This is a genomic window from Phytohabitans kaempferiae (assembly GCF_042433955.1).
Classification (GTDB): Bacteria; Actinomycetota; Actinomycetes; order Mycobacteriales; family Micromonosporaceae; genus Phytohabitans; species Phytohabitans kaempferiae.
On record NZ_JBHLUH010000011.1, the window covers coordinates 31,263 to 52,907 of the forward strand.

The 21,645-nt window shown below is 70.3% G+C and carries 20 protein-coding genes; 14 read left to right on the top strand and 6 right to left on the bottom strand.

Annotation, left to right across the window (positions count from 1 at the left end; genetic code table 11):
* Positions 1–13 precede the first annotated feature (13 nt).
* From ACFFIA_RS09465 to ACFFIA_RS09475, 3 genes are all read right to left on the bottom strand, one after another.
* Positions 14–1,243: a TIR-like protein FxsC gene (locus tag ACFFIA_RS09465; RefSeq protein WP_377248672.1), complete on the bottom strand. Its 1,230-nt coding sequence runs from the start codon at positions 1,241–1,243 to the stop codon at positions 14–16.
* Between the two features lie 195 nt (positions 1,244–1,438).
* The gene (locus ACFFIA_RS09470; RefSeq protein WP_377248675.1) at positions 1,439–1,912 is read right to left on the bottom strand and encodes a hypothetical protein; all 474 of its coding nucleotides are present in this window, start codon (positions 1,910–1,912) and stop codon (positions 1,439–1,441) included.
* The gene (locus ACFFIA_RS09475) at positions 1,912–3,522 is read right to left on the bottom strand and encodes an NAD-binding protein (protein ID WP_377248678.1); all 1,611 of its coding nucleotides are present in this window, start codon (positions 3,520–3,522) and stop codon (positions 1,912–1,914) included. The genes ACFFIA_RS09470 and ACFFIA_RS09475 overlap by 1 nt, the downstream gene beginning before the upstream one ends.
* A 196-nt stretch (positions 3,523–3,718) precedes the next feature.
* On the opposite strand from ACFFIA_RS09475, the gene ACFFIA_RS09480 reads away from it, so the two are divergent.
* From ACFFIA_RS09480 to ACFFIA_RS09525, 10 genes are all read left to right on the top strand, one after another.
* A complete protein-coding gene (locus tag ACFFIA_RS09480) occupies positions 3,719–4,375 on the top strand; it encodes a helix-turn-helix domain-containing protein (protein WP_377248681.1) in 657 nt (218 codons plus the stop codon).
* Between the two features lie 83 nt (positions 4,376–4,458).
* Entirely contained in the window at positions 4,459–5,772 is a 1,314-nt protein-coding gene (locus tag ACFFIA_RS09485) for a M24 family metallopeptidase (protein ID WP_377248684.1), read from the top strand.
* Positions 5,769–6,746, top strand: a complete 978-nt coding sequence (locus tag ACFFIA_RS09490; RefSeq protein WP_377248687.1) for a thiamine pyrophosphate-dependent dehydrogenase E1 component subunit alpha — start codon at positions 5,769–5,771, stop codon at positions 6,744–6,746. The genes ACFFIA_RS09485 and ACFFIA_RS09490 overlap by 4 nt, the downstream gene beginning before the upstream one ends.
* A complete protein-coding gene (locus tag ACFFIA_RS09495; RefSeq protein WP_377248690.1) occupies positions 6,734–7,714 on the top strand; it encodes an alpha-ketoacid dehydrogenase subunit beta in 981 nt (326 codons plus the stop codon). The genes ACFFIA_RS09490 and ACFFIA_RS09495 overlap by 13 nt, the downstream gene beginning before the upstream one ends.
* An 11-nt stretch (positions 7,715–7,725) precedes the next feature.
* A complete protein-coding gene (locus ACFFIA_RS09500; protein WP_377248693.1) occupies positions 7,726–9,087 on the top strand; it encodes an amidohydrolase family protein in 1,362 nt (453 codons plus the stop codon).
* A complete protein-coding gene (locus ACFFIA_RS09505) occupies positions 9,084–9,974 on the top strand; it encodes a cupin domain-containing protein (protein WP_377248696.1) in 891 nt (296 codons plus the stop codon). The genes ACFFIA_RS09500 and ACFFIA_RS09505 overlap by 4 nt, the downstream gene beginning before the upstream one ends.
* Positions 9,971–10,648 carry an SDR family NAD(P)-dependent oxidoreductase gene (locus tag ACFFIA_RS09510; protein ID WP_377248699.1) on the top strand — a complete coding sequence of 226 codons (678 nt, stop codon included), beginning with the start codon at positions 9,971–9,973 and terminating at the stop codon, positions 10,646–10,648. The genes ACFFIA_RS09505 and ACFFIA_RS09510 overlap by 4 nt, the downstream gene beginning before the upstream one ends.
* On the top strand, positions 10,633–11,517 hold the full coding sequence (locus tag ACFFIA_RS09515) for an NAD(P)-dependent oxidoreductase (protein WP_377248789.1): 885 nt from the start codon (positions 10,633–10,635) through the stop codon (positions 11,515–11,517). Before ACFFIA_RS09510 ends, ACFFIA_RS09515 begins: the two co-directional genes overlap by 16 nt.
* A gap of 314 nt (positions 11,518–11,831) precedes the next feature.
* On the top strand, positions 11,832–12,161 hold the full coding sequence (locus ACFFIA_RS09520) for an STAS domain-containing protein (RefSeq protein ID WP_377248702.1): 330 nt from the start codon (positions 11,832–11,834) through the stop codon (positions 12,159–12,161).
* A 118-nt stretch (positions 12,162–12,279) separates the two neighbouring features.
* Positions 12,280–14,004 carry an ATP-binding protein gene (locus ACFFIA_RS09525; RefSeq protein ID WP_377248705.1) on the top strand — a complete coding sequence of 575 codons (1,725 nt, stop codon included), beginning with the start codon at positions 12,280–12,282 and terminating at the stop codon, positions 14,002–14,004.
* 53 nt (positions 14,005–14,057) lie between these two features.
* Here the strand turns inward: ACFFIA_RS09525 and ACFFIA_RS09530 are convergent, their stop codons facing one another.
* Together ACFFIA_RS09530 and ACFFIA_RS09535 are read right to left on the bottom strand one after the other, a co-directional pair.
* Positions 14,058–15,209, bottom strand: coding sequence for a glycoside hydrolase family 12 protein (locus ACFFIA_RS09530; RefSeq protein ID WP_377248708.1), 1,152 nt, complete (start codon positions 15,207–15,209; stop codon positions 14,058–14,060).
* Positions 15,210–15,284: 75 nt separating this feature from the next.
* Complete coding sequence (locus tag ACFFIA_RS09535) at positions 15,285–16,046, bottom strand: IclR family transcriptional regulator (protein WP_377248711.1); 762 nt, start codon at positions 16,044–16,046, stop codon at positions 15,285–15,287.
* A 22-nt stretch (positions 16,047–16,068) separates the two neighbouring features.
* Here ACFFIA_RS09535 and eda point away from each other — a divergent pair, with 22 nt between their 5' ends.
* The 4 genes from eda to ctaD all read left to right on the top strand — a co-directional run bounded on the left by eda (position 16,069) and on the right by ctaD (position 20,976).
* Positions 16,069–16,713, top strand: a complete 645-nt coding sequence (gene eda / locus ACFFIA_RS09540) for a bifunctional 4-hydroxy-2-oxoglutarate aldolase/2-dehydro-3-deoxy-phosphogluconate aldolase (protein ID WP_377248714.1) — start codon at positions 16,069–16,071, stop codon at positions 16,711–16,713.
* Positions 16,713–17,807: a sugar kinase gene (locus ACFFIA_RS09545; RefSeq protein ID WP_377248717.1), complete on the top strand. Its 1,095-nt coding sequence runs from the start codon at positions 16,713–16,715 to the stop codon at positions 17,805–17,807. The genes eda and ACFFIA_RS09545 overlap by 1 nt, the downstream gene beginning before the upstream one ends.
* Before the next feature lie 192 nt (positions 17,808–17,999).
* Positions 18,000–19,109, top strand: a complete 1,110-nt coding sequence (locus ACFFIA_RS09550) for an FAD-dependent monooxygenase (protein ID WP_377248720.1) — start codon at positions 18,000–18,002, stop codon at positions 19,107–19,109.
* 109 nt (positions 19,110–19,218) lie between these two features.
* Positions 19,219–20,976 (top strand): aa3-type cytochrome oxidase subunit I, encoded by a 1,758-nt coding sequence (ctaD, locus tag ACFFIA_RS09555; RefSeq protein ID WP_377248723.1) that lies wholly within the window; start codon positions 19,219–19,221, stop codon positions 20,974–20,976.
* A gap of 110 nt (positions 20,977–21,086) precedes the next feature.
* Here ctaD and ACFFIA_RS09560 read toward each other — a convergent pair whose 3' ends face one another.
* Entirely contained in the window at positions 21,087–21,641 is a 555-nt protein-coding gene (locus ACFFIA_RS09560) for a nicotinamidase (protein ID WP_377248726.1), read from the bottom strand.
* Positions 21,642–21,645 lie beyond the last annotated feature (4 nt).

The window sequence follows — 21,645 nt, forward strand, 5'->3', positions numbered from 1 at the left end:
GTGGACCCCGCCGTCATGGCGCGTCGAGCATGGGTCGGTCGGCGCTGGTCTCCCCACCGGGCTGGCGCTGGATGGTGCCGTTGACGAACATGCGGTTCATCGCCACCTCCAGCACGGCCGGCAGGTCGTGCTCGAACGCCTGGAAGGTGGGGATGTTGGACCGGTAGAGCTCGTCGTCGTCGGAGGTGCGGCGGAAGATCCGCCGGCACTCCTCGGACAGGCGCCGCCAGTGCTGCACCGTCTCCCGGTCTTCGAGGCTCCGCGGGATCAGCACGGCCGTGGTCGGCTCGCGCTCGCGGATCTCCCGGGCGTTGTAGGCGGTCAGCACCTGGCTGGCCTCCTCCAACTCGGTCACCCACGCGTCGACCAGCAACACGACGATCTGGTTGTGCTGGCTGGCCAGCTCGGCCCGCTCGGCCAGCTCCTCCAGGTCGGCGACCCGGGAGGCGAAGCTGCGGCTCTCCGCGATGCCGGAGGCGTACTCGGCGAGCGGGCTGGACCGAACGGGATGGTACGGAGCCCAGTCGCGCGGGCGGTCACCGTAGACCTGGCGGTCGGAGCGGACGGACAGCGCCTTGCTCCGGGTCAGGGCCGCGACGACGAAGTGGACCGTGAGAGGGTCGAGGGCGGCTGCCCCCTCAGATCCGTTGAGCGACTCGGTGCGGCTGGGCGGTGGTGCGTGGAAGATGCTCGGTGCGCTTTCGAGGTCGGCGTATCGGTGTCCTTCTGGGATCGGATGTGTCTCGGCGCTCTCCACGATCTGGCCGGCCAAGTCGAAGACGAACTCGCGGTAGGCGTCCTGATGGCGTTGCAGCCGCATCAGCTGGCGTACGCACGTGTCGCCGAGCAGGTCGGAGGAGAACTGGATGCGCGCCGCGACGGGATGCATCTTGCCGGGCGCGAGAGGAACCCAGAGTAACGGCTTGAGCGCTGAAGGCTCGATGCCGATCTCTTCCTGGTAGCGCGCGGCGCGATCGGCGAAGATCTGCCACTCCTGCCCACAGGGGCGGCTCAGGAAGTAGCGCGGGGACAGCAGCGCGATGAACGAACGGCACTGGGAGAGGGCATCCGCGAGCTCGGCCGACCACACGGTGCCCGCCTTCATGCGGGAGTCGATGAACCCCACCTCGGCGTCCTTGTGCAGACCCGCGCGGACGCGCACTTCCACGCTCAGATCGTTGTAGAACTGCCGGACCAGATCGTCTTCGTCGCCTCGGGCGTAGCTGAGAAAAAAGTACAGCAACCGCACCTCCGAGCCTTCGACAGAGCCTCGACCGGGGACCCGTCTCCGGCCAGAGACGGGTGGGCCAGTCGAGGGCGGGGCTCAGCTCGGGTCGAGCCGGTCAGCCCGGCTCCGCCGTGCCTGAAGCGCTCCGGCAGCGAGACGCTTAACGGTGAGTATAAATGCCGGAACCAAGGGCGACAGACCCCAAAATGCTCAGGCCCGGCGGGCTCCCGCGGGCCAGAGCACGACCACCGGCAGGCCCGCGGAGTGCGCGGTGCCGACCACGTCGGCGGTGTCGCCCAGCTCGCGTGACGGGCGGCCGTCCCACACCGCGAGGAGCAGCTCACTCTGGCGTACGACCTCTTCGCTGGCCGCCTTGAAGGCCCGCCGGTCGGAGCTGCGAAACGGCATGCGGGACACGTGAGTCGCCTTGCCCAGCAGACGGTCGAAGTCGTCCTGGTCGACAAGTCGCTCGCGGTAGTCGTCGGCGGGGAGTACGACCGCCAGCTCGCCGCCGCGCTCGATCACCGCACGGGCGAAGATCTGGTCGGCCCCGTCGCACAGGCAGGTGATGCCGCGGAGCCCGTCTCCCGCGTACCGCGCCAGCTCGGCGGTGAGTGCGTCGTACACCAGCTCGGCGGTGCCCCTGGCCAGGCGGGCGTGTCCGGTGATCCCGATGCGCGCCATCACGATCCCTTTCTCATCCGCACGATGCGGAAGCCGGAGTCGGCGAGCATCGAGGGCAGCTCGCGGATGGCGTCGGCGTTGACCGCCCGGATGTTGTCCGGCAGATCGGCCCAACCTCGGATCGCCGGATGAAGCATACGGGCGTCGTCGCGCTCCTCGGCGAACTGCCAGCCGTCGCGCAGGCGGGCCGCCAGCCACCGCTCGTGCTCCATGCTGGCCAGCAGGGTGAGCTCGGGCGAGGTGAGCGTGTGCTCGCCGCCGGCGGCCACGCGTGGCGCCAGTACGCAGCCGATCGCCCGCAGCTTGCGGCCGATGTCGGCGGCCTGGGCGCGGTTTTCCTGCTTGAGCCGGTCGGGCAGGCGCCCCCAGGACACGATGGACGGTGCCTCGTCGGGCCCCTCACCGCGCCGCTGCCGGGCGACCAGGTAGCTTTCGTGGATCACACGGGCCAGTCGCTCGCCGAGGTCGTCGCGGATCAGGCCGGGGGCGCAGGCCGCGTCGACCACGCCGAAGAGGCGCAGCGTGCCGGAGACCTCGTCGAAGATCCGCTCGTCACGGGCGCCGTCGAAGGCGGTCTGCAACGTGGCGAGCTGATCCTGCCGGACGATCACCGAGCCCCGGCCGCCCTGCCACAGGCGGTCGGCGATCAGCGCGGTCTTCAGCGCCAACTGCTCGTCTTCGTAGCAGATGAAGACCCGGTCGGGGGCTTCCGGTGCGGTCTTCTCGGCGAGCATCGCGAGCAGGTTTTCGTCGTACGGCGTCAGCTCGCACGCCTTGCTGAGGAACGGGTATCGGAAGGTCAGCTCGTCGATCACCGAGGTGGCCGCGTCGTCGACCACCGCCACCTCGACCCGCCACATCCCGGCCGGGGCGAGCACGCGCCACTGCCGGGCGATCTCCACCATGATGGCGCGGCCGAACGTGGTGGCGCCGACGACGAGAAACCGCGGTGGCCGGTCGAGCGGCGGGATGATCGGCTCCTTGGCGAGCAGGTGGCGCGCGGCCAGGTCGTCGATGTTGAAGAAGTCGAGGCGGATCGCCGGCGGCTCGCTCGTGCCGAGGTGGCGGGCCTGGAGGGCCAGGCAGAGCTCGGGGTCCTGCACCTGGGCGTACACCGCCAGAGGGCGCTCGCCACGATCCCGCCGGCCGGCCGCGAGCGCGATGGCGGTGTTGGTGGCGCTGTCTTCGGTGCAGGCGTACAGCGCGCTGGCGTGCGCGACGCCGGCCGCCCGGAGCACGTCGGGGTTGCGGGCGTCGCCGAGCACCTGCAACGGAGCCCGGCGGCCGGAGCTCTCGACCCGGCTTTCGGCGATCTGTACGACCCGGTGGCCGGTCGCTCGCAGCTGCCGGGAGAGGCTTGTCGCCATCGGGCCGTCGCCGCAGATCACCACGTGACCGCGGGCACGTCGGGCGCGCAGCCGCTGCGCCTCCGCCGCGAAGAGCAGCCGGAGCGCCTCGACCAGCGCGTAGAACGTGACGCCGGGCGCGGCGAAGCGGGCGATCTCCAGGGGCACCGGGTAGGGGCCGGTGTCGCCGGACGCGGGCAACTCGAGCACGAAGAGCTGCAAGGAGGCGTACAGCACGTCGGTGAACTGGGCTGAATCGCCCATATACTGATGAAGCCCAATGTATCCAAACAGGAGGGACAATGCGGCGGCGGCGGTGAAAATGGCGCGCATGCCGACGACTGGCGTATATCGCTTCTCGCCGGCCACCTCCACCTCCTATCCGATGCGTAGCCATTGTATGACTCAAAGCGATCTATGGGCTCCGTGATTTTGTTCAACAGCGCTGTACGATGCGGGCGTGGCCACTGCTCTTCCGCCGGTCGGCGAGCGCATCCGCGAGGCGCGGCTGCGGCACGGCATGAGCCTGCGCGCCCTGGCCCGGGCGGTGGGCGTCTCCGCGAGCCTGATCTCCCAGATCGAGACGGGCAAGAGCCGCCCGTCGGTCAGCACGCTGTACGCGATCACCAAGGCGTTGGGGATCTCCGTCGAGGACGTCTTCGACGGTGGCGAGGTGGAGGCGACCGGCGCCCAGGTGCGGGTCGGCCCGGTCGGTGGGCCGCTCTCCGGCGTGATGCTCCAGGCGGCGCACGGGGTGACCCAGCCGGCCGGGCATCGCATCGGCCCGGTCGTGCGGCCGGAGGCGCGCGAGGTGCTCCAGCTCGACTCCGGCGTGACCTGGGAGCGGCTTGGCCACCTGCCCGGCACGCGGGTCGACTTCCTGCTGGTGACGTACGCGCCGGGAGGCAGCTCGTCCAGCGGCGACCAGCTCATGCGCCACTCCGGCCTGGAGCATGGCTTCCTGGTCGAAGGGGAGCTGACCCTCACGCTCGGCTTCGAGGAGCACCTGCTGCGTCCCGGCGACGCGGTCTCGTTCCCGTCGAGCACTCCGCACCGCTACCGCAACGATGGCGTGACGCCCGCGATCGGCGTCTGGTACGTGCACGAAGAGCCCTGAACGCCGGGCGACCGTTAAGTGACGCTTGACACAAGCCCTTAACACGTCCTTCACTGAGGTGTCGCCTCAGTGAGGAGGACGCGGTGGCTATCCGTACGTTCGGGACAAACGCCGTCGACTGGGAAGAGCGCGTCGACCTGGGCCGGCTGCGCCGCGAGCGCCTGGACCGGCTCAAGGCGAAGCTGGACGCGTCGGAGTTCGGCGCACTGCTCACGTTCGACTTCTCCAACATCCGCTATCTGACGTCGACGCACATCGGCACCTGGGCGATGGACAAGCTCATCCGGTTCGCCGTGCTTCCGCGCGGCGGCGAGCCGGTGATCTGGGACTTCGGCTCCGCCGCCCGCCACCACCAGCTCTACAACCCGTGGCTCGACGGTGCCGAGCGGGCCCGGGCCGGCATCTCCACGCTGCGCGGCGCGTTCCATCCGGACGCGGGCATCGCCGCCGACGTCGCCAGGAAGGTCGCCACGGTGCTGCGCGAGCACGGCCTCGCCGACGCGCCGGTCGGCGTCGACCTCATCGAGATGCCGGTGCTCGCCGCGCTCCAGGCCGAGGGACTGACCGTTGTGGACGGTCAGCAGCTCTTCCTGGAGGCCCGCCGGATCAAGACCCGTGACGAGATCAGCCTCCTGGCCCAGGCGTGCGCGATGGTCGACGCGGCCTACGAGGAGCTGTACGAGTTCCTTCGGCCCGGCGTCCGCGAGAACGAGTGCGTGGGCCTGGTCAGCAAGGTCCTCTACGACCTCGGCAGCGAGTACGTCGAGGGGGTCAACGCGATCTCCGGCGAGCGGTGCGCCCCGCATCCGCACGTCTACAGCGACCGGCTGATCCGCCCCGGCGACCCGGCGTTCTTCGACATCCTGCACAGCCACATGGGCTACCGCACCTGCTACTACCGCTGCTTCGCGGTGGGCAGCGCGTCGCGCGGGATGCGTGACGCGTACACGCGGTGCCGGGAGTACATGGACCAGGCGATCGCGCTCGTCAAGCCGGGCACCACGACCGCCGACATCGTGTCGCTGTGGCCGCGCGCCGAGGAGTTCGGCTTCCCGGACGAGATGGCCGCGTTCGCGCTCCAGTACGGGCACGGCGTCGGGCTCTCCATCTGGGAGAAGCCGGTGTTCAGCCGCCTCGTCTCGCTGGACCATCCGGAAGTGCTCGAAGAGGGCATGGTCTTCGCGCTGGAGACGTACTGGCCGGCGGGGGACGGCTACTCCGCGGCCCGGATCGAGGAGGAGGTCGTGGTCACCGCCGACGGCTGCGAGGTGATCACGAAGTTTCCCGCCGAGAAGCTGCTGGTCGCCGGTCGCCGGTACTGGGCGGTGGACGGCCCGCTGCCGAGCGAGCGCGAGGCCCAGTCCCACCTCAACACGCTCGATGGGGGAAGCCGATGACGCCGGAGGAGCTGCTCGACGCGTACGCGGAGATGGTGCTGATCCGGCGCACCGAGAAGGCGGCCCACGACCTGTTCATGTCCGGGCTGGTCAAGGGGACCACGCACCTCGCGGCCGGGCACGAGGCGGTGGCGGTCGGGGCGAGCGCCGCGCTGCGCCCGGACGACTACGTGTTCGCCACGTACCGGGGGCACCACCACGCGCTGGCCCGCGGCGCGACGCCGGAGGAGTGCCTGGCCGAGCTGATGAGCCGGGCCACCGGGCTGTGCCAGGCCAAGGGCGGCTCGATGCACCTGACCAAGGCGGCCAGCGGGATGCTCGGCTCGTACGCGATCGTCGGCGCCCACCTGCCGATGGCCGCCGGGGCCGCGTGGTCGGCGAAGCTGCGCGGCAGCGGCCAGGTGGCGGTGGCGTTCTTCGGCGACGGCGCGACCAACATCGGCGCGTTCCACGAGGCGCTCAACCTCGCCGCGGTGTGGTCGCTGCCGGTCATCTTCGTCTGCGAGAACAACCTCTACATGGAGTACACGCCGATCGAGGCGGTGACCGCGGTGCCCAACCCGGCCGCCGACCGGGCCGGCGGATACGACATGCCCGCCGAGATCATCGACGGCAACGACGTGGTGGTCGTACACGAGGCGGTGGCGCGGGCGGCCGAGCGGGCGCGCAAGGGCGACGGGCCGACGCTGATCGAGGCGCAGACCTACCGCCACTTCGGGCACAGCCGGGCCGACCCGGCCAAGTACCGCCCCGCCGACGAGGTCGAGCGCTGGATGAAGCACGACCCGCTCGACGTGGCCCGGGCGCGGCTGGAGGCGCTCGGCGTACCACCGGAAAAGATCGCGGACCGCGACCAGCGCGCGGTGGCCACTGTGGACGCGGCGGTCGCGGCGGCCAGGAAGGCGCCGGAGCCGGAGCCGGCCCTGGCTTTCACCGACGTGTGGGCGGACGGGGGAGCGGCATGGCGGACCTGATTTCGTATCGCGACGCCGTCGCGGAGGGGATCGCGCGCGAGATGCGGCGGGACCCCACCGTGGTCTGCCTCGGCGAAGACATCGGTGCCGCGGAGGGCGTGTTCAAGACGACTGTCGGGCTGTACAAGGAGTTCGGGCCGCAGCGGATCTGGGACACGCCGATCTCGGAGCAGGCGATCGTCGGCGCCGCCATGGGCGCGGCGATGACCGGGATGCGGCCGGTCGCCGAGATCATGTTCAGCGACTTCCTCGCCTGCTGCTGGGACTACCTGGCCAACGAGATCCCCAAGGCGCGCTACATGACCGGCGGCCAGGTGACCGTGCCGCTGGTGGTGCGCACGGCCAACGGCGGCGGGCTGGGCTTCGGCGCCCAGCACTCGCAGGCGGTGGAGAACTGGGCGCTCACCGTACCCGGACTCAAGATCGTGGCGCCGTCCACGCCGGCCGACGTGATCGGCCTGATGGCGGCGGCCATCCGGAGCGACGACCCGGTCGTCTTCTTCGAACACAAGGCGCTGCTCGCGGGCTCCGGGCCGCGCCCGCCGGAAGGTCACCTGATCGAGCTCGGCGAGGCGGCGGTGGTGCGGGAGGGCACCGACGTCACGGTCGTGGCGCTGGCCTCCACCGTGCCGATGTCGCTGAAGGCGGCCGACCAGCTCGCCGGCGAGGGCATCTCGGTCGAGGTGATCGACCTGCGCTGCCTCATCCCACTCGACATGCGCACCGTCCTGCGCTCGCTCGAGCGCACCTCCCGGCTCGTCGTCGTGGAGGAGAACCCGTACCAGGGCGGCTGGGGCGGCACCGTCGTCTCGGTCGTCGCCGACGAGGGCTTCGAACTGCTCGACGCCCCGATCAAGCGGGTCGCCGGCGCCAACGTGCCACTGCCGTTCGCCGACTCGCTCGAAGCCGAGGTGATCCCGACCGTCGACAAGGTCACCGAGGCGATCCGGAGGCTTTCCGCGTATTAGGGAGACCCCACATGCCCAACCGAATCCTGCTCCGTGGCGGACATATCATCACGATGGACCCCCTCCTCGGCGACCTGCCGAGCGGTGACGTACTGATCGAAGACGACAAGATCGCGGCGGTCGCGCCGAGCATCGCCGCCGACGTCGACGCCGAGGTGGTCGACGCCAGCGGGCGCATCGTCATCCCCGGCTTCGTCGACACGCACCGTCACACCTGGGAGTCGGCGATCCGCGGCGTCGCGCCCAACGCCACGCTGGACGACTACTTCGTCGACATCCTGGACACGTTCGCGCCGGTCTACACGCCGGAGGACGTGTACGCGAGCAACCTCGCCGGCGCGCTGGAGTGCCTCAACGCGGGCATCACCACGCTCGTCGACTGGTCGCACATCAACAACACGCCCGACCATCCCGACGCCGGCATCCGCGGGCTCCAGGAGGCGGGCATCCGGGCGCAGTACGCGTACGGCAGCGCGAACACCTCGCTCGCCGACTACTGGTTCGAGAGCCGGATCGTGATCCCGAGGGCGGACGTCCAGCGGATCCGGGACACCTACTTCTCCTCATCGGACGGTCTCCTGACGATGGCGCTCGCCACGCGCGGCCCCGGCTTCTGCACCGACGACGTGGTGCGCGCCGAGTGGGAGATGGCCCGCGACCTCGGCATCCCGATCACGGTGCACGTGGCGATGGGGCGGCTGGCCGGCCGCTTCGGCATGGTCAAGCAGCTCGACGGGCTGGGCCTGCTCGGCGCCGACACCACGTACATCCACTGCTGCTACTTCAGCGAGGAGGAGTGGCAGCTCGTCGCCCGCAGCGGCGGCACGGTCTCCATCGCGCCGCAGGTCGAGGTGCAGATGGGGCACGGCTGGCCGCCGGTGGCCAAGTCCATCGAGTACGGCCTGCGCCCCAGCCTCTCGATCGACGTGGTCACCACGGTGCCGGGCGACATGTTCACGCAGATCCGCAGCGCGTTCGGCACCGACCGGGCGCGGCGCAACGCGGAGTTCTGGGAGCGCGACGAGCCGGCCGAGGGGCACCTCACCGCCCGCCAGATGCTGGAGATCGCCACGCTCAACGGCGCGCACGTGGCCGGGCTGGAAGACCGCACCGGCTCGCTGACCGTGGGCAAGCAGGCCGACGTCGTACTCATCGACGCTCGGGCGATCAACGTCGCGCCGGTACACGACGCGGTCACCGCGGTCACCCTCTGCGCCGACGTCTCCAATGTGGAGGCGGTGCTGGTGGCCGGGCAGTTCCGCAAGCGCGACGGCAGGCTGCTGGCCGACGTGGAGCGGGCCCGCACGCTGGTGGAGAACTCCCGCGACCGCCTGGTCGGCGCGGTGGTCGACAAGAAGGCGGTCCCAGCTTGATTTCGCGTCACGTCGTACGCCGGGCGTCGGAGGCGGTGTTCACCACCGTCTCCGGCGGCTACTCGCGCTGGTCCATTGTGGACGAGAGCGTGCCGGGCGCGGTGCACACCGGATTCGCGGTCTGCGAGCTGGCGCCGGGCGGCTCGGTGCCCAGCCGGGTCAACTGGTTCGAGGAGTCGGTCTTCCTGCTCAGCGGCTCGGCCGTGCTGGACACGCCGGGCGGCTCGTACCGGCTGGAGCCCGGCGACTACGGCCTGGTCAACACCGGCGTGCCGTACGCCTGGCGCAACCTGGGCGACGAGCCGGCCCGCTGGGCACAGATGCAGGCGCCGCAGCCGCGCGGGCGGCTTGACGGCGACACGCTGCCGGTGGCACTGGCGGCCTCCGGTCCGGTGCTACCGGTCGACCCCCGCGACCCGCGCACGCAGTCGTTCGGGCACATCTCGCCACGGCACATGGACCCCGGCAAGCAGAGCCAGGACCTGCTCGCCGTCTCCGCCAGTATGCGTACCGCGCTGCTCGTCTACAGCGGTATAACGGTGAAGATGATGGTCGACAGCGACCTCGGCGCCGACCTGTCCACGATGTTCATGGTGCGGTACGAGCCGGACGGCGTGGCCGGCGCGCACGACCATCCCTTCGAGGAGACCTACCTGATCCTCGAAGGCGCCACCGACGCCACCTTCGACGGCGAGACGTACCGCCTGGAGGCGGGCGACGTGGCGTGGGCCGGGGTCGGCTGCGTGCACGGCTTCGCCAACGCGGGCGACGGGCCGGTGCGGTGGTTGGAGACCCAGGCACCGCAGCCCCCGCCGCGCCACTCCTACCGATTCGCGCGCGACTGGACGTACCTGAAGGATGTTCTCCAGGAGGAGGAGAGGGCATGAGCGTTGTTGTCGTCGGCGGCTCGTCCGGCATCGGCCTGGAGGTCGCCCGGTTCTTCGCCGACCTCGGCGACGACGTCCTGCTCACCAGCCGCGACGCCGGCCGGGCCGAGCGGGTCGCCAAGGAGGTGGGCGCGCGTGGGGTCGCACTCGACCTCGCGGAGCCGGCGACGATCGCCGGCGCGCTCACCGGGGTCGAGCGCGTCGACCACCTCGTGCTCGCCGCGATCGAGCGGGACCACAACACCGCCGCCGAGTACGCGATCGAGCGGGCGATCCGGCTGGTCACGCTCAAGCTGGTCGGCTACACCGAGGTCGTGCACGCGCTCGTGCCGAAGATGCATCCGGGCAGCTCGATCGTGGTCTTCGGCGGGCAGGCGATGCGGCGGCCGTACCCGGGCTCCACGACCGTCTCCACCGTCAACGGCGGCGTGGTGGGGCTCGTGCACACGCTCGCCTGCGAGCTGGCGCCGATCCGGGTCAACGGCATCCATCCCGGGATCGTGGGCGACAGCCCGTATTGGCGGGACAAGCCGCTGGACGGGGTCGTCGCGCGTACGCCCCTCGGCCGGCTCGCCGCCATGGACGAGGTCCGCGACGCCGTGGTCTTCCTGCTGCGCAACGGCGCCGTCAACGGCGTCAACCTGCCCGTCGACGGAGGCTGGCTGCTGAAGTGAGCGCATCGAAGGTCGCGGTCATCGGCACGGGGCGGATGGGCGCCGGCATGGCCGTCCGGCTCCGCGAGTCCGGCGCCGACGTGGTGGTCTGGAACCGTACCCGGGAGAAGGCCGCGGCGACGGGCTGCGCGGTAGCGCAGACGGCGCGCGAGGCGGTGGCGCAGGCCGACGTCGCGCTGGTGTCGCTCGCCGACGACGCGGCGGTGCACGCAGCCTACGACGGCCCGGACGGCGTCGTTGCCGGGCTCCGCGAAGGGACGGTCGTCGTGGAGACCAGCACGGTCGACCCGGAGACGGTACGCCGGGTCGAGCCGCTCGTCGCCGCGCGCGGGGCGACACTGCTGGACGGACCGGTCTCGGGCAGCATCGCGCTGGTGGAGAAGGGGCAGCTGACCTTCATGGTGGGCGGCCCCGACTCCGCGGTGGACCAGGTGCGGCCCGTGCTCGACCGGCTGGCCCGCCAGGTCTTCCACGTCGGCCCGGCCGGCTCCGGCGCGGTGGTCAAGCTGGCGGTCAACACCGTCGTGCTCGCGCTCAACCAGGCGCTCGCCGAGGCGCTCGTACTCGCCGAGCGGGCCGGCGTGCCGCCCGAGACCACGTACGAGGTGCTCGTCAACAGCGCGGTCGGCTCGGCGTTCGTGTCGTACAAGCGGGCGGCCTTCGAGCGGCCGGACGAGACGCCGGTCGCGTTCAGCCTCGACCTGGTCGCCAAGGACCTCGACCTGGTACGCCAGCTCGCCGAGCGGGTCGGCGCGCCGATGCCGCAGGCCGGGGCCAACCTGGGCGTGGCGACCGCCGCGATCGCCGCCGCGCTGGGCGATCGGGACATGAGCGCGGTGGCCGCCTATCTCCGCGCCCGGTCGGGCTGAACCCGGCCGGCGGCGGGTCCATCCGGTGGATCATCCATCGCGGGGAGGCCGGCCCTCGGACGGACGGCCTCCCGGCACCGGCTCGGGCGTGCGGTTGGCATCCCGCTTACGGCGGTATTCGTCGAGCCGGTCGCCCATAGTCGCAATTGTCGCCGCGTCGCAGGCGTATCGCGTGCGGTGTATCTGGGTACGGTGGAAAGTACCCAGCCAAAGGGCCCCAGGACAGGCGACGCCCCGACCGAGGAGCACGGCGACGAGGCGGGACGCGGCCGGCATCCCGGGGCGGAGCGAGCACAGTAAACCCAGTCCCGGGGGTGAGGGCGTTGTCCTTCTTCACCGTCATCCGTCTCGGCGATGCCGCCCTGGTCTACGCCGAGGGGCCACTCGACGCCACCGTTGCCGCCAGCCTGCACGACGCGCTCGCCGACGCCGTCGACGAGCAGGCCACTCCGATTGTCATCGACCTCGTCCGCGTACCCACCGTCAACGACGGCATCGTCACCGCCCTCGCGGCCGCCGCCTCGCGCGCGGCGCAGCAGGGTCGGGGGCTGGAGCTGCGGTTGGCCGCCGGGCAGCGCTTCACCGTGACCGGTGCGGCGCAGCTGCGCCAGGTGATGGGCCGGGCCTACCCGACCGCCGCCTGACCATCCGACGTTCACCGTGATGCCGCCCGCCGGCGGCATCACCGCGTCGGCTGAGGGCACCGTACGATCCTGATAAAGTCTTTATCGCAAAGTCTTTATCAAGATCATTAGGTGTGGCATGGACCTTGTCGAGCTCCGCGGGCTTGTCGCGCTCTTGCGCGCACGCGCGACAGACCTGACCGACCTCGAGGCCAAGAGTGCCGTCGGGGGCCTGCCGAAATCTCTGCGTGACACGATCAGCGCGTTCAGCAACGATCGAGGCGGCACCATCATCCTGGGTTTGGACGAGCGCACCGATTTCTCCTTGGCGGATGGCTTCCGGGCCGCTGCCATCCGAGACGCTCTCGCCAGTGCCTGCGCCGGCGAGCTCGAACCACCTGTCCGAGCGGACATCGACATCGTCGATTTCGGTGAGGGGGCTGTCGTCGTCGCCGAGGTCCCCGAGCTGGATCCGCGCTTCAAGCCCTGTTATGTGAAGAGTCGGGGGGAGTACAACGGATCCTTCACGCGAGGTGGGGACGGAGATCGAAAACTAACGGACTTCGAGATCCACCTCTTGCACACCAATCGAGGCCAGCCCGACGACGACAGGCGTCCTGTCCCAGATGCGACCATCGACGACCTCGACGGTGCGTCTCTGGGTTCTCTTCTGCGTCGCGTGCGCCAGCGCCAGCGCCGGGCTTTCGACGGACTCGGTGATGAGGCCGTCCTCCGTCGACTGAACGTCTTGACACCGGACTCCGGCGACCGCCTGGTGCCGACACTTGGCGGCCTGCTCGCGCTCGGACAGTACCCGCAGCAGTTCTTCCCACAGCTGAATGCGACCTTCGCCGTGTATCCCGGCGTCTCCGCGGAGGACATTCCGGCCGGCGGCCCGCGGTTTCTCGACAACCGCACCTTCGAGGGCTCCATCCCCAACATCGTCGACGAAGCGGTGGCGGCGGTGCTGCGGAACACATCTCTGAGGTCGTTCGTCGAGGGCGCTGGTCGGCGTGACGTCTACGACTACCCGGTCGAGGCACTGCGCGAGGTCATCGTCAACGCCCTGATCCATCGCGACTATTCGCCTTACTCCCGTGGAACTCCGGTGCAGATCGTCCTGTACGCCGACCGGTTGGCCGTAGCCAACCCCGGAGGCCTGTTCGGCGCGGTGACCGAGGACGACCTAGGCGGCGAGGGGGTGTCCTCCACCAGAAACCCGGTCCTGGTGAAGCTCCTCCAGGACGTACAACTGCCGGATAGCGACCGAACTGTCTGCGAGAACCGGGCGAGTGGGATTCCGACGATGTTGAGGGAGATGCGCAGGGCGGGCTCGGCGCCTCCGGAATTTCACAACCGCATCAACCGCTTCAAGGTCATCTTTCCGCGCCATGCGCTGCTCACCTCGGAGACGATGGAGTGGATCGAGGGGTTGGGCGCGACCGGGCTGACGGCCACGCAGCAGATGGCCCTCGCACAGATGCGCGAGGGACGCACCATCACCAACCAATCGATGAGGAACTTCGGCCTGGAAGGGCGCCGTGCCACGATCGAGCTGGCTGACCTGGTGGGGCGAGGACTCGCGGTGCGCCTTGGTGAACGACGGCACGCTCGATACGTTCTCGTCCCGTCCGCCGGTCGGCCGTCTATCTCGGACGTCTCGCAGACTGATCGGGAAGGAATCGTCCTCGCCGTTCTCTCCGCGCGGCCGGACATGTCCCGGCGGGACATCGAGGTGGCGACCGGACTCGGGCAGATCACCGTACTTCGTACGCTCGACGCCTTGATCGCAGTGGGAAAGGTCGAGGCGACCGCGCCGGCCAGGTCCCCCTTGCGTCGCTATCGCATTGTCAGCGGGCCCTGAAAGACGATCGGGGCGCCCCGGTGAGGGCGCCCCGATCAGAGGAGGGAGCGAGGTCAGGTGGTGCAGGCGGTGCCGTTCAGCGCCCAGCCGGTCGGTGTGCCGTTGGTGCCGCTGTGCGTGCCCTGGAAGCCGAACGAGGCGGTGGCGCCCGGTGCGAGCGTGCCGTTGTAGCCGGCGTTCCGGGCGGTCACGGACGAGCCGCTCTGCGTCACGGTCGCGTTCCAGCTGTTGGTGATCTGCTGGCCGCTCGGGAACGAGAAGCCCAGCGTCCAGCCGTTGACTGTGCTGGAACTCGTGTTGGTGACGGTCACGCTGCCGGTGAAGCCGTTGTTCCACGAGTTCGCCGTGTACGCGACGCGGCAGGCGCCGCCACCGCCCGGCGGGGGCGTGGTGACCGGCGGCCGGGTCGTGGCCGGCGGGCTCGTGGTCGGGATGGTGGGCGGGGTGCCCTGCGTGACGTTGGCGGAGAACGAGGTGACGCCGTTGCCGACGCCGCCGTTCCACGGCTCGAAGCCGGCCTGGATGCTGGTCAGGTACCAGGAGTTGGTGATCGCGCCCCGGTTGCGGATGTCGTTGATGAAGTCCAGGACGCTGAAGTTCCAGTTGGTGATCGGCGACGGCGCGACGTACGAGATGACGTTGTTGGAGCCGTTGCTGCCGCGCCACACGTCCCAGGTGCGGCCGCCGACCGTGCCGGTGCCGATCGAGGAGCCGATGGGCTGGATCGGGCCCTGGCGGTTGAACCAGATCATGATTTCCATCTGGTTGACCCCGTCGCGCCTGGGCGTCGGGTCGAGCCAGATGTCGAACGAGGCGTTGTAGGTGCCGCTCGAGTACGTGTAGTTGATGTTGCTGGTGGCACTGGCGATCTGGCTCACCTGGATCGGCAGGTTGGTGCCCGGCGAGCAGTTGGTGTAGTGGCAGCCCAGGAAGACCGACGGGTACGACAGTGGCGCCCCGTTGGTCGCCGCGCTGCCCTGCTGGCTCACGATCGAGAAGCCGGTGTCCGTGACGTTGATGCACTGCTCGGCGCTGGAACCCCAGCGGTTGTTCTGCACGACGTAGCGGCCCTGGATCGTGGTCGTGCCGTACTGCTCACAGATGCGGACGTCGGCCTGGGCCGGTGCGGCGGCCACGCCGATGACCGCGGCGGTGCCCGCGATGAGGAGGCCGATCGCGGCTAGTGCGCGCATCGGGCGTTTCATGGGGTGCTCCTTCACGTGGTGGGGACGGGTCCGGGTGGGTCGGGACGGGAGCGCTCCCATGAGATTAGGACATATTCACGAGTATGAAAATATGCTGCGCGCGGCCCTTAGCTGATCCATGGCCCGGGCCAGCGCGCCGGCGATCCGCTCCTCGCTGTCCGGCCCGATCCGGGCGGCCGGCACAGAGATGCTGATCGCGTCGGTGGGCGGGTCGGCGAGAGGTACGGCGATCGCGAAGCAGACGATCCCCTCGGTGTTCTCCTCGCGGTCGACGGCGTAACCACGTACCCGCGTCTCGGCCAGCTCGGCGCGGAGTGCGTTCCGGTCGGTGATGGTGCGGGCGGTCAGCCGGGGGAGTGGCCAGCGCAACTGGCCCTCGGGGTCGGTGCCGCGGGAGAGTAGCGCCTTCCCCAGCGCGGTGGCGTGCGCGGGCAGCTTGCGCCCGATCGCGCTGTAGAGCCGCAGCCGGTGCACCGACTCGCGTTTGGCGAGGTAGACCACGTCGGGGCCGTCGAGGCGGCCGAGGTGCACCGCCTCCCCGAACTGCCGCGACAGGTCGTCGAGCACGCCGGCCACAAGGCCGACCGCGTCGTCGGCGTCAAGGTAGGCCGCGCCCACCGCCAGTGCGCGCACGCCCAGGCCGAAGCGCGTGCCGGTCGGGTCGGTCTCGACCCAGCCGCGCCGGGCCATCGTGTGGAGGATGCCGTGCAGGCTGCTTTTGGGGATGTCGAGCTCCCGGGAGAGGTCGACGAGCGAGCGGCGGGCGGGGGATGCCGCCAGCGCTTCCAGCACCTCGAGGGTCCGGTCGGCTGACTTGACTGGCTGGCCTGGAGTCATGCTTTCCATTATGGTCGAGGATGTGACCAACGTTCAGCATGTCGAACAGGCAATTGGTGCGGCGCGGTTGCTGCCGGTCGTCGTCCTGGAGGAGGCGGCCGGTGCCGAGCCGCTCGCCGCCGCGCTGACCGCGGGAGGTCTGCGCAGCGTGGAGGTGACCTTCCGCACCGACGCGGCCGCCGAGGCGATCCGGATCATGGCGGCAAATCCCGAGCTGCTGGTCGGCGCCGGCACGGTGCTGACCCCGGCCCAGGTCGACGCGGCGGTCGAGGCGGGCGCCAAGTTCGTGGTCAGCCCGGGCTTCGGCCCCGCTGTCGTCGCGCACTGCCAGGAGATCGGCGTGCCGGTCTACCCCGGGGCGGCCACCGCGACCGAGATCCAGATGGCACTCGACGCGGGTCTCTCCACCGTCAAGTTCTTCCCGGCCGAGCTGGTCGGCGGCGCCAAGATGATCAAGGCGTTGGCCGCGCCGTTCCGGTCGGTCCGGTTCATCCCCACCGGTGGGGTCAACATCAGCAACCTGCCCGACTACCTCGCGCTCGGCGCGGTCTTCGCGGTCGGCGGCACCTGGATGGTCGCGCCCGACCTGCTCGCCGCCGGCAAGTGGGACGAGGTCACCCGGCTCACCGCCGAGGCGGTAGCGCTCACGTCACCAGGAGGCAACTGATGCTGCGTGTCCGGCCCGCCGAGGAGTGCCGCTACGACCTGGTCTCGCTCGGCGAGATCATGCTCCGCCTCGACCCGGGCGAGGGGCGGGTCCGCACCGCCCGCAGCTTCCGCGCCTGGGAGGGCGGCGGGGAGTACAACGTGGCCCGTGGGCTGCGCCGATGCTTCGGCATGCGCACCGCGGTGGTGACCGCGTTCGCCGACAACGAGGTGGGCCGCCTGCTCGAAGACCTGGTGTTGCAGGGCGGCGTCGACACCTCGTTCGTGAAGTGGCTGCCCTACGACGGGATCGGCCGCGCGGTGCGCAACGGGCTCAACTTCACCGAGCGGGGCTTCGGCGTGCGGGGCGCGGTGGGCACCTCCGACCGCGGGCACACCGCGGCCAGCCAGCTCCGCGCCGACGACGTCGACTGGGACCACCTCTTCGGCACGCTCGGCGCGCGCTGGCTGCACACCGGCGGCATCTACGCGGCACTGTCGGAGACCACGCCGGACACCATCGAGGCGGCCATGTCCGCCGCGCGCCGGCACGGCACCGTGATCTCGTACGACCTGAACTACCGGCCCAGCCTCTGGAAGGCGGTCGGTGGCAAGGAGCGGGCGCAGGAGGTCAACCAGCGGCTCGCCCGGTACGTCGACGTGATGATCGGCAACGAGGAGGACTTCACCGCCTCGCTCGGCTTCGAGGTGCCGGACACCGACGAGTCACTGTCCACGCTGGAGGTTGCCAACTTCCGCCGGATGATCGAGGCGGTCACGAAGGAGTACGGCAACTTCGCCGTCGTCGCGACCACGCTGCGCACCGTCCACAGCGCCACGGTCAACGACTGGGGGGCGATCGCCTGGGCCGACGGGGCGTTCGCCGAGGCGACCCACCGCCAGGGGCTGGAGATCCTGGACCGGGTCGGCGGCGGCGACAGCTTCGCGTCCGGCCTCATCTACGGGCTCATCACGACCGGAGACCTCGCGACCGCCGTGGAGTACGGCGCGGCGCACGGCGCGCTCGCCATGACGACGCCCGGCGACACGTCGATGGCGAGCCTCAAAGAGGTGGAAGCGTTGGTGCGTGGAGGTAGTGCAAGAGTCCAAAGGTGACGGTGTGTGGGGTTTTGTCAGGGCAGGGGCGCGCGAAACGTGAGACTTGCGTAGCGCAATTGCGTGTTTGGAGGACTACTCTTAGACGCGATCGGGGCCTACCCTTGGTCGGTCGCTCCGAGTAGTCTCTTGGCTTCAAAGCGTGCCCCCTACCCCGGCGCCGGGGCTCGAAACCTCCGGAGGCGTTCCCACATGCTTGGATCCAGTCTGCGGATCCTCGTTGTCGGTGCCGGCATCGCCGGTCTGGCAGCCGCCCGCGCACTGCGCCTTGTCGGCTTCCGCCCCGAAGTGGTCGACAAGCTCCCCGCGTCCACAGTGGCGGGAGCTGGCATCTACCTGCCCGGCAACGCGACCCGGGCCCTGCGCGAGCTCGATCTCGACGCGCCGGTGCGCCCCTTTGGTGAGGTGGTGACCCGGCAGCGCTTCCTCGACGCGCGCGGGGGCGAGCTGTGCGAGGTCGACCTGGCCCGGCTGTGGCACGGCGTCGGCGAGTGCCGTGCCCTGCCTCGGGCCGACCTGCACCGCGTGATGCTCAGCGGCGCGGGCGGGGCGGTGCGCCACGAGACCGAGGTGACCCGCGTCGACCTGGTGGAGGGCGCCTCGGCCAAAGTGGCGTTCGGCGACGGCTCGACCGCGGAGTACGACGTGGTGGTCGGCGCCGACGGCCGCCGTTCCCCGGTCCGGCTGATGGCCGAGCTTGGCGGTGCCGCGGTGCCGGTCGGCCAGGTGATGTACCGCAGCGTGGTGACCGGTGGGCCGAAGATCACAGAGTGGACCGCGGTGCTCGGCGAGCGGGCCGCGTTCGTGGTCATGCCGATGGGGGCGGGGCGGCTCTTCGTCTGCGCCGACGAGGCCGCCACCGCGGCGCCGGCCGACGGGCTGGCCCGCATGCGCGAGCTGTTCGGCGGGTTCGGCGGCCCGGTGCCCGCGGTGCTCGACGCGATGGAGAAGGTGCAGGTCGCGGTCACCGACGAGGTCGAGATCAGGAGCTGGTCGCGCGGGCCGGTCGTGCTGGTCGGAGACGCTGCCCACGCCACCGCGCCGACGCTCGCCCAGGGCGCCGCCATGGCCATGGAAGACGCCGTGGTGCTCGCCGACTCGCTGCGGCGGTGCGCGTCGGTGCCCGAGGCCCTGAGCGAGTACGAGCGGCGCCGCCGGCCCCGCACGAGCTGGGTCCTGGAGCACACGCACGAGCGCGACCGCTTGCGCGACGTGTCGCCGGAGACGCGCGACCCGGAGCTGCGCCAGCGTGGTGGCGACATCTTCGCCGACCATTACCGGGCTCTGGTGGGCCCGCACTGACCCCGGTTCGGCTCTCCTACTAACCCCCGTAGTGGGAGGCGACTGGCGGAAGGCTATCCTGCCCGTTGGTACGCCAGATCAAGAGCCAGCACACATCCGGAGGCCCTGCGTGACCACCGTCGCACCGAAGCCGATCGTGACGCGGCCGTGGCCGGTCCGAGAGCCGGTCAAGGGCTCCGCGATCGCGCGCCTGCTGCGTACGACGGACGCGAAGCAGATCGGGATCATGTACCTGATCACGTCCTTCGTGTTCTTCATGATCGGTGGCGTGATGGCGCTGCTGATGCGCGCCGAGTTGGCTCGCCCGGGCATGCAGTTCCTCTCGCCCGAGCAGTACAACCAGCTGTTCACGATGCACGGCACGATCATGTTGCTGTTCTTCGCGACGCCGATCGTGTTCGCTTTCGCCAACTTCGTCGTGCCGATCCAGATCGGCGCGCCGGACGTGTCGTTCCCGCGGCTCAACTCCTTCGCCTACTGGCTGTACGCCTTCGGTGGCACGCTCGCCCTGGCCGGCTTCGTCACGCCGGGCGGTGCCGCCGACTTCGGCTGGTTCGCGTACTCGCCGCTCAACGACGCGGTCCACTCGCCCGGGGTGGGCGCCAACATGTGGATCGTCGGCCTGGCCATCTCCGGTCTGGGCACGATCCTCGGTGGCGTCAACATGATCACGACGATCCTCACGCTGCGCGCCCCCGGCATGACGATGTTCCGGATGCCGATCTTCACGTGGTCGATCCTGATCACGGCGCTGCTCGCGATCCTGGTCTTCCCGCTGCTGGCCGCCGCGCTCTTCGCGCTCGCCGCCGACCGCCTCCTCGGCGCCCACGTCTTCGACCCCGCCACCGGCGGCCCGATGCTGTGGCAGCACCTCTTCTGGTTCTTCGGCCACCCCGAGGTGTACATCGTCGCGCTGCCGTTCTTCGGCATCATCAGCGAGGTCGTGCCGGTCTTCAGCCGCAAGCCGCTCTTCGGCTACAAGGGCATGGTCGGCGCCATGATCGCCATCGCCGCCCTGTCGATGAGCGTGTGGGCGCACCACATGTTCGCCACCGGCCAGGTGCTGCTGCCGTTCTTCAGCTTCCTGAGCTTCCTGATCGCGGTGCCCACCGGCATGAAGTTCTTCAACTGGATCGGCACCATGTGGCGCGGCCAGTTGACCTTCGAGTCACCGATGCTGTTCGCGATCGGCTTCCTGGTGACGTTCCTCTTCGGCGGCCTCTCCGGCGTGCTGCTGGCCAGCCCGCCGGTCGACTTCCACGTCTCCGACTCGTACTTCGTGGTGGCCCACTTCCACTACGTGCTCTTCGGCACGATCGTCTTCGCGGTGTACGCCGGCATCTACTTCTGGTTCCCGAAGATGACCGGCCGGATGCTCGACGAGCGGCTGGGCAAGATCCACTTCTGGTTGACGTTCGTCGGCTTCCACGCCACGTTCCTGGTGCAGCACTGGCTCGGCAACGAGGGCTTCCCCCGGCGCTACGCCGACTACCTCCCGGACGACGGCTTCACCACGCTCAACACGATCTCCACGGTCGGGTCGTTCGTGCTCGGCGCTTCCACGCTGCCGTTCCTCTACAACGTGTGGAAGTCGTACAAGGCCGGCCCGGTGGTCGAGGTCGACGACCCGTGGGGCCACGGCAACTCGCTGGAGTGGGCCACGTCGTCGCCGCCCCCGCTGCGCAACTTCGACCGCATGCCGAGGATCCGCTCCGAGCGGCCGGCCTTCGACGCGAAGTTCCCGCACCTGGCGGCCGGTGGGCAGTCGCTGGCTGGTCCGCCCGAGGGCGGGGCCAAGCCGCTGACCAGCGAGTCCCGCGGCGGCGCCTCCTACCAGGAGGACACCTCGACCGAGATCGACCGCTAGACGAACACGCGCGAAAAGATCGCGGTACCCACTTGCCGGGTACCGCGATCTTCGCGTTCGGGGCCGCCCGCAGATGAGCGCCGCCAAGGCATTCCGCACGCCAGCCGGCGTCAGGGCGTCAGCGTGACTCCCGCCGCCCGGAGCTGGCGGAGTGCGGCCTCGGTGGTGGCGGGGGCGACGCCGGCGGTCAGGTCGACCAGGACGGTGGTGGCGAAGCCCTCCCGGGCGGCGTCCAGCGCGGTCGCGCGCACGCAGTGGTCGGTGGCGATGCCGACCACGTCGACCTGCGTCACGTCCCGGGCCCGCAGCCAGTCGGCGAGGCCGCTGCCCTCGTCGTCGTGGCCCTCGAAGCCGGAGTAGGCCGCCGCGTGCTGGCCCTTGTGGAAGATCGCCTCGATGCGGCCGGTGGCGAGCGCGGGGTGGAAGTCTGAGCCGGAGGTGCCCACCACGCAGTGGCGGGGCCACGAGTTGACGAAGTCGGGCGGATCGCCGAAGTGGGCGCCCGGGTCGATGTGGTAGTCCTTCGTCGCCACGACGTGGTCCCAGGGGCCGTTGGTCAGCGCGCCGGAGATGCCGGCCGCCACCGCCGCGCCACCGCTGACGGGTAGCGAGCCGCCTTCGCAGAAGTCGTTCTGTACATCCACGATGATGAGCGCCCGGCTCATACGA

Bases quoted from the DNA above. Each gene is read 5' to 3' on its own strand.
- ACFFIA_RS09525 (WP_377248705.1), top strand. From the start codon at position 12,280: ATGGACCTTGTCGAGCTCCGCGGGCTTGTCGCGCTCTTGCGCGCACGC.
- ACFFIA_RS09560 (WP_377248726.1), bottom strand. From the start codon at position 21,641: ATGAGCCGGGCGCTCATCATCGTGGATGTACAGAACGACTTCTGCGAA.
- ACFFIA_RS09490 (WP_377248687.1), top strand. From the start codon at position 5,769: ATGACGCCGGAGGAGCTGCTCGACGCGTACGCGGAGATGGTGCTGATC.
- ACFFIA_RS09545 (WP_377248717.1), top strand. From the start codon at position 16,713: ATGCTGCGTGTCCGGCCCGCCGAGGAGTGCCGCTACGACCTGGTCTCG.
- ACFFIA_RS09495 (WP_377248690.1), top strand. From the start codon at position 6,734: ATGGCGGACCTGATTTCGTATCGCGACGCCGTCGCGGAGGGGATCGCG.
- ACFFIA_RS09475 (WP_377248678.1), bottom strand. From the start codon at position 3,522: ATGGGCGATTCAGCCCAGTTCACCGACGTGCTGTACGCCTCCTTGCAG.
- ACFFIA_RS09530 (WP_377248708.1), bottom strand. From the start codon at position 15,209: ATGAAACGCCCGATGCGCGCACTAGCCGCGATCGGCCTCCTCATCGCG.
- ACFFIA_RS09510 (WP_377248699.1), top strand. From the start codon at position 9,971: ATGAGCGTTGTTGTCGTCGGCGGCTCGTCCGGCATCGGCCTGGAGGTC.
- ACFFIA_RS09535 (WP_377248711.1), bottom strand. From the start codon at position 16,046: ATGACTCCAGGCCAGCCAGTCAAGTCAGCCGACCGGACCCTCGAGGTG.
- ACFFIA_RS09550 (WP_377248720.1), top strand. From the start codon at position 18,000: ATGCTTGGATCCAGTCTGCGGATCCTCGTTGTCGGTGCCGGCATCGCC.
- ACFFIA_RS09470 (WP_377248675.1), bottom strand. From the start codon at position 1,912: ATGGCGCGCATCGGGATCACCGGACACGCCCGCCTGGCCAGGGGCACC.
- ACFFIA_RS09500 (WP_377248693.1), top strand. From the start codon at position 7,726: ATGCCCAACCGAATCCTGCTCCGTGGCGGACATATCATCACGATGGAC.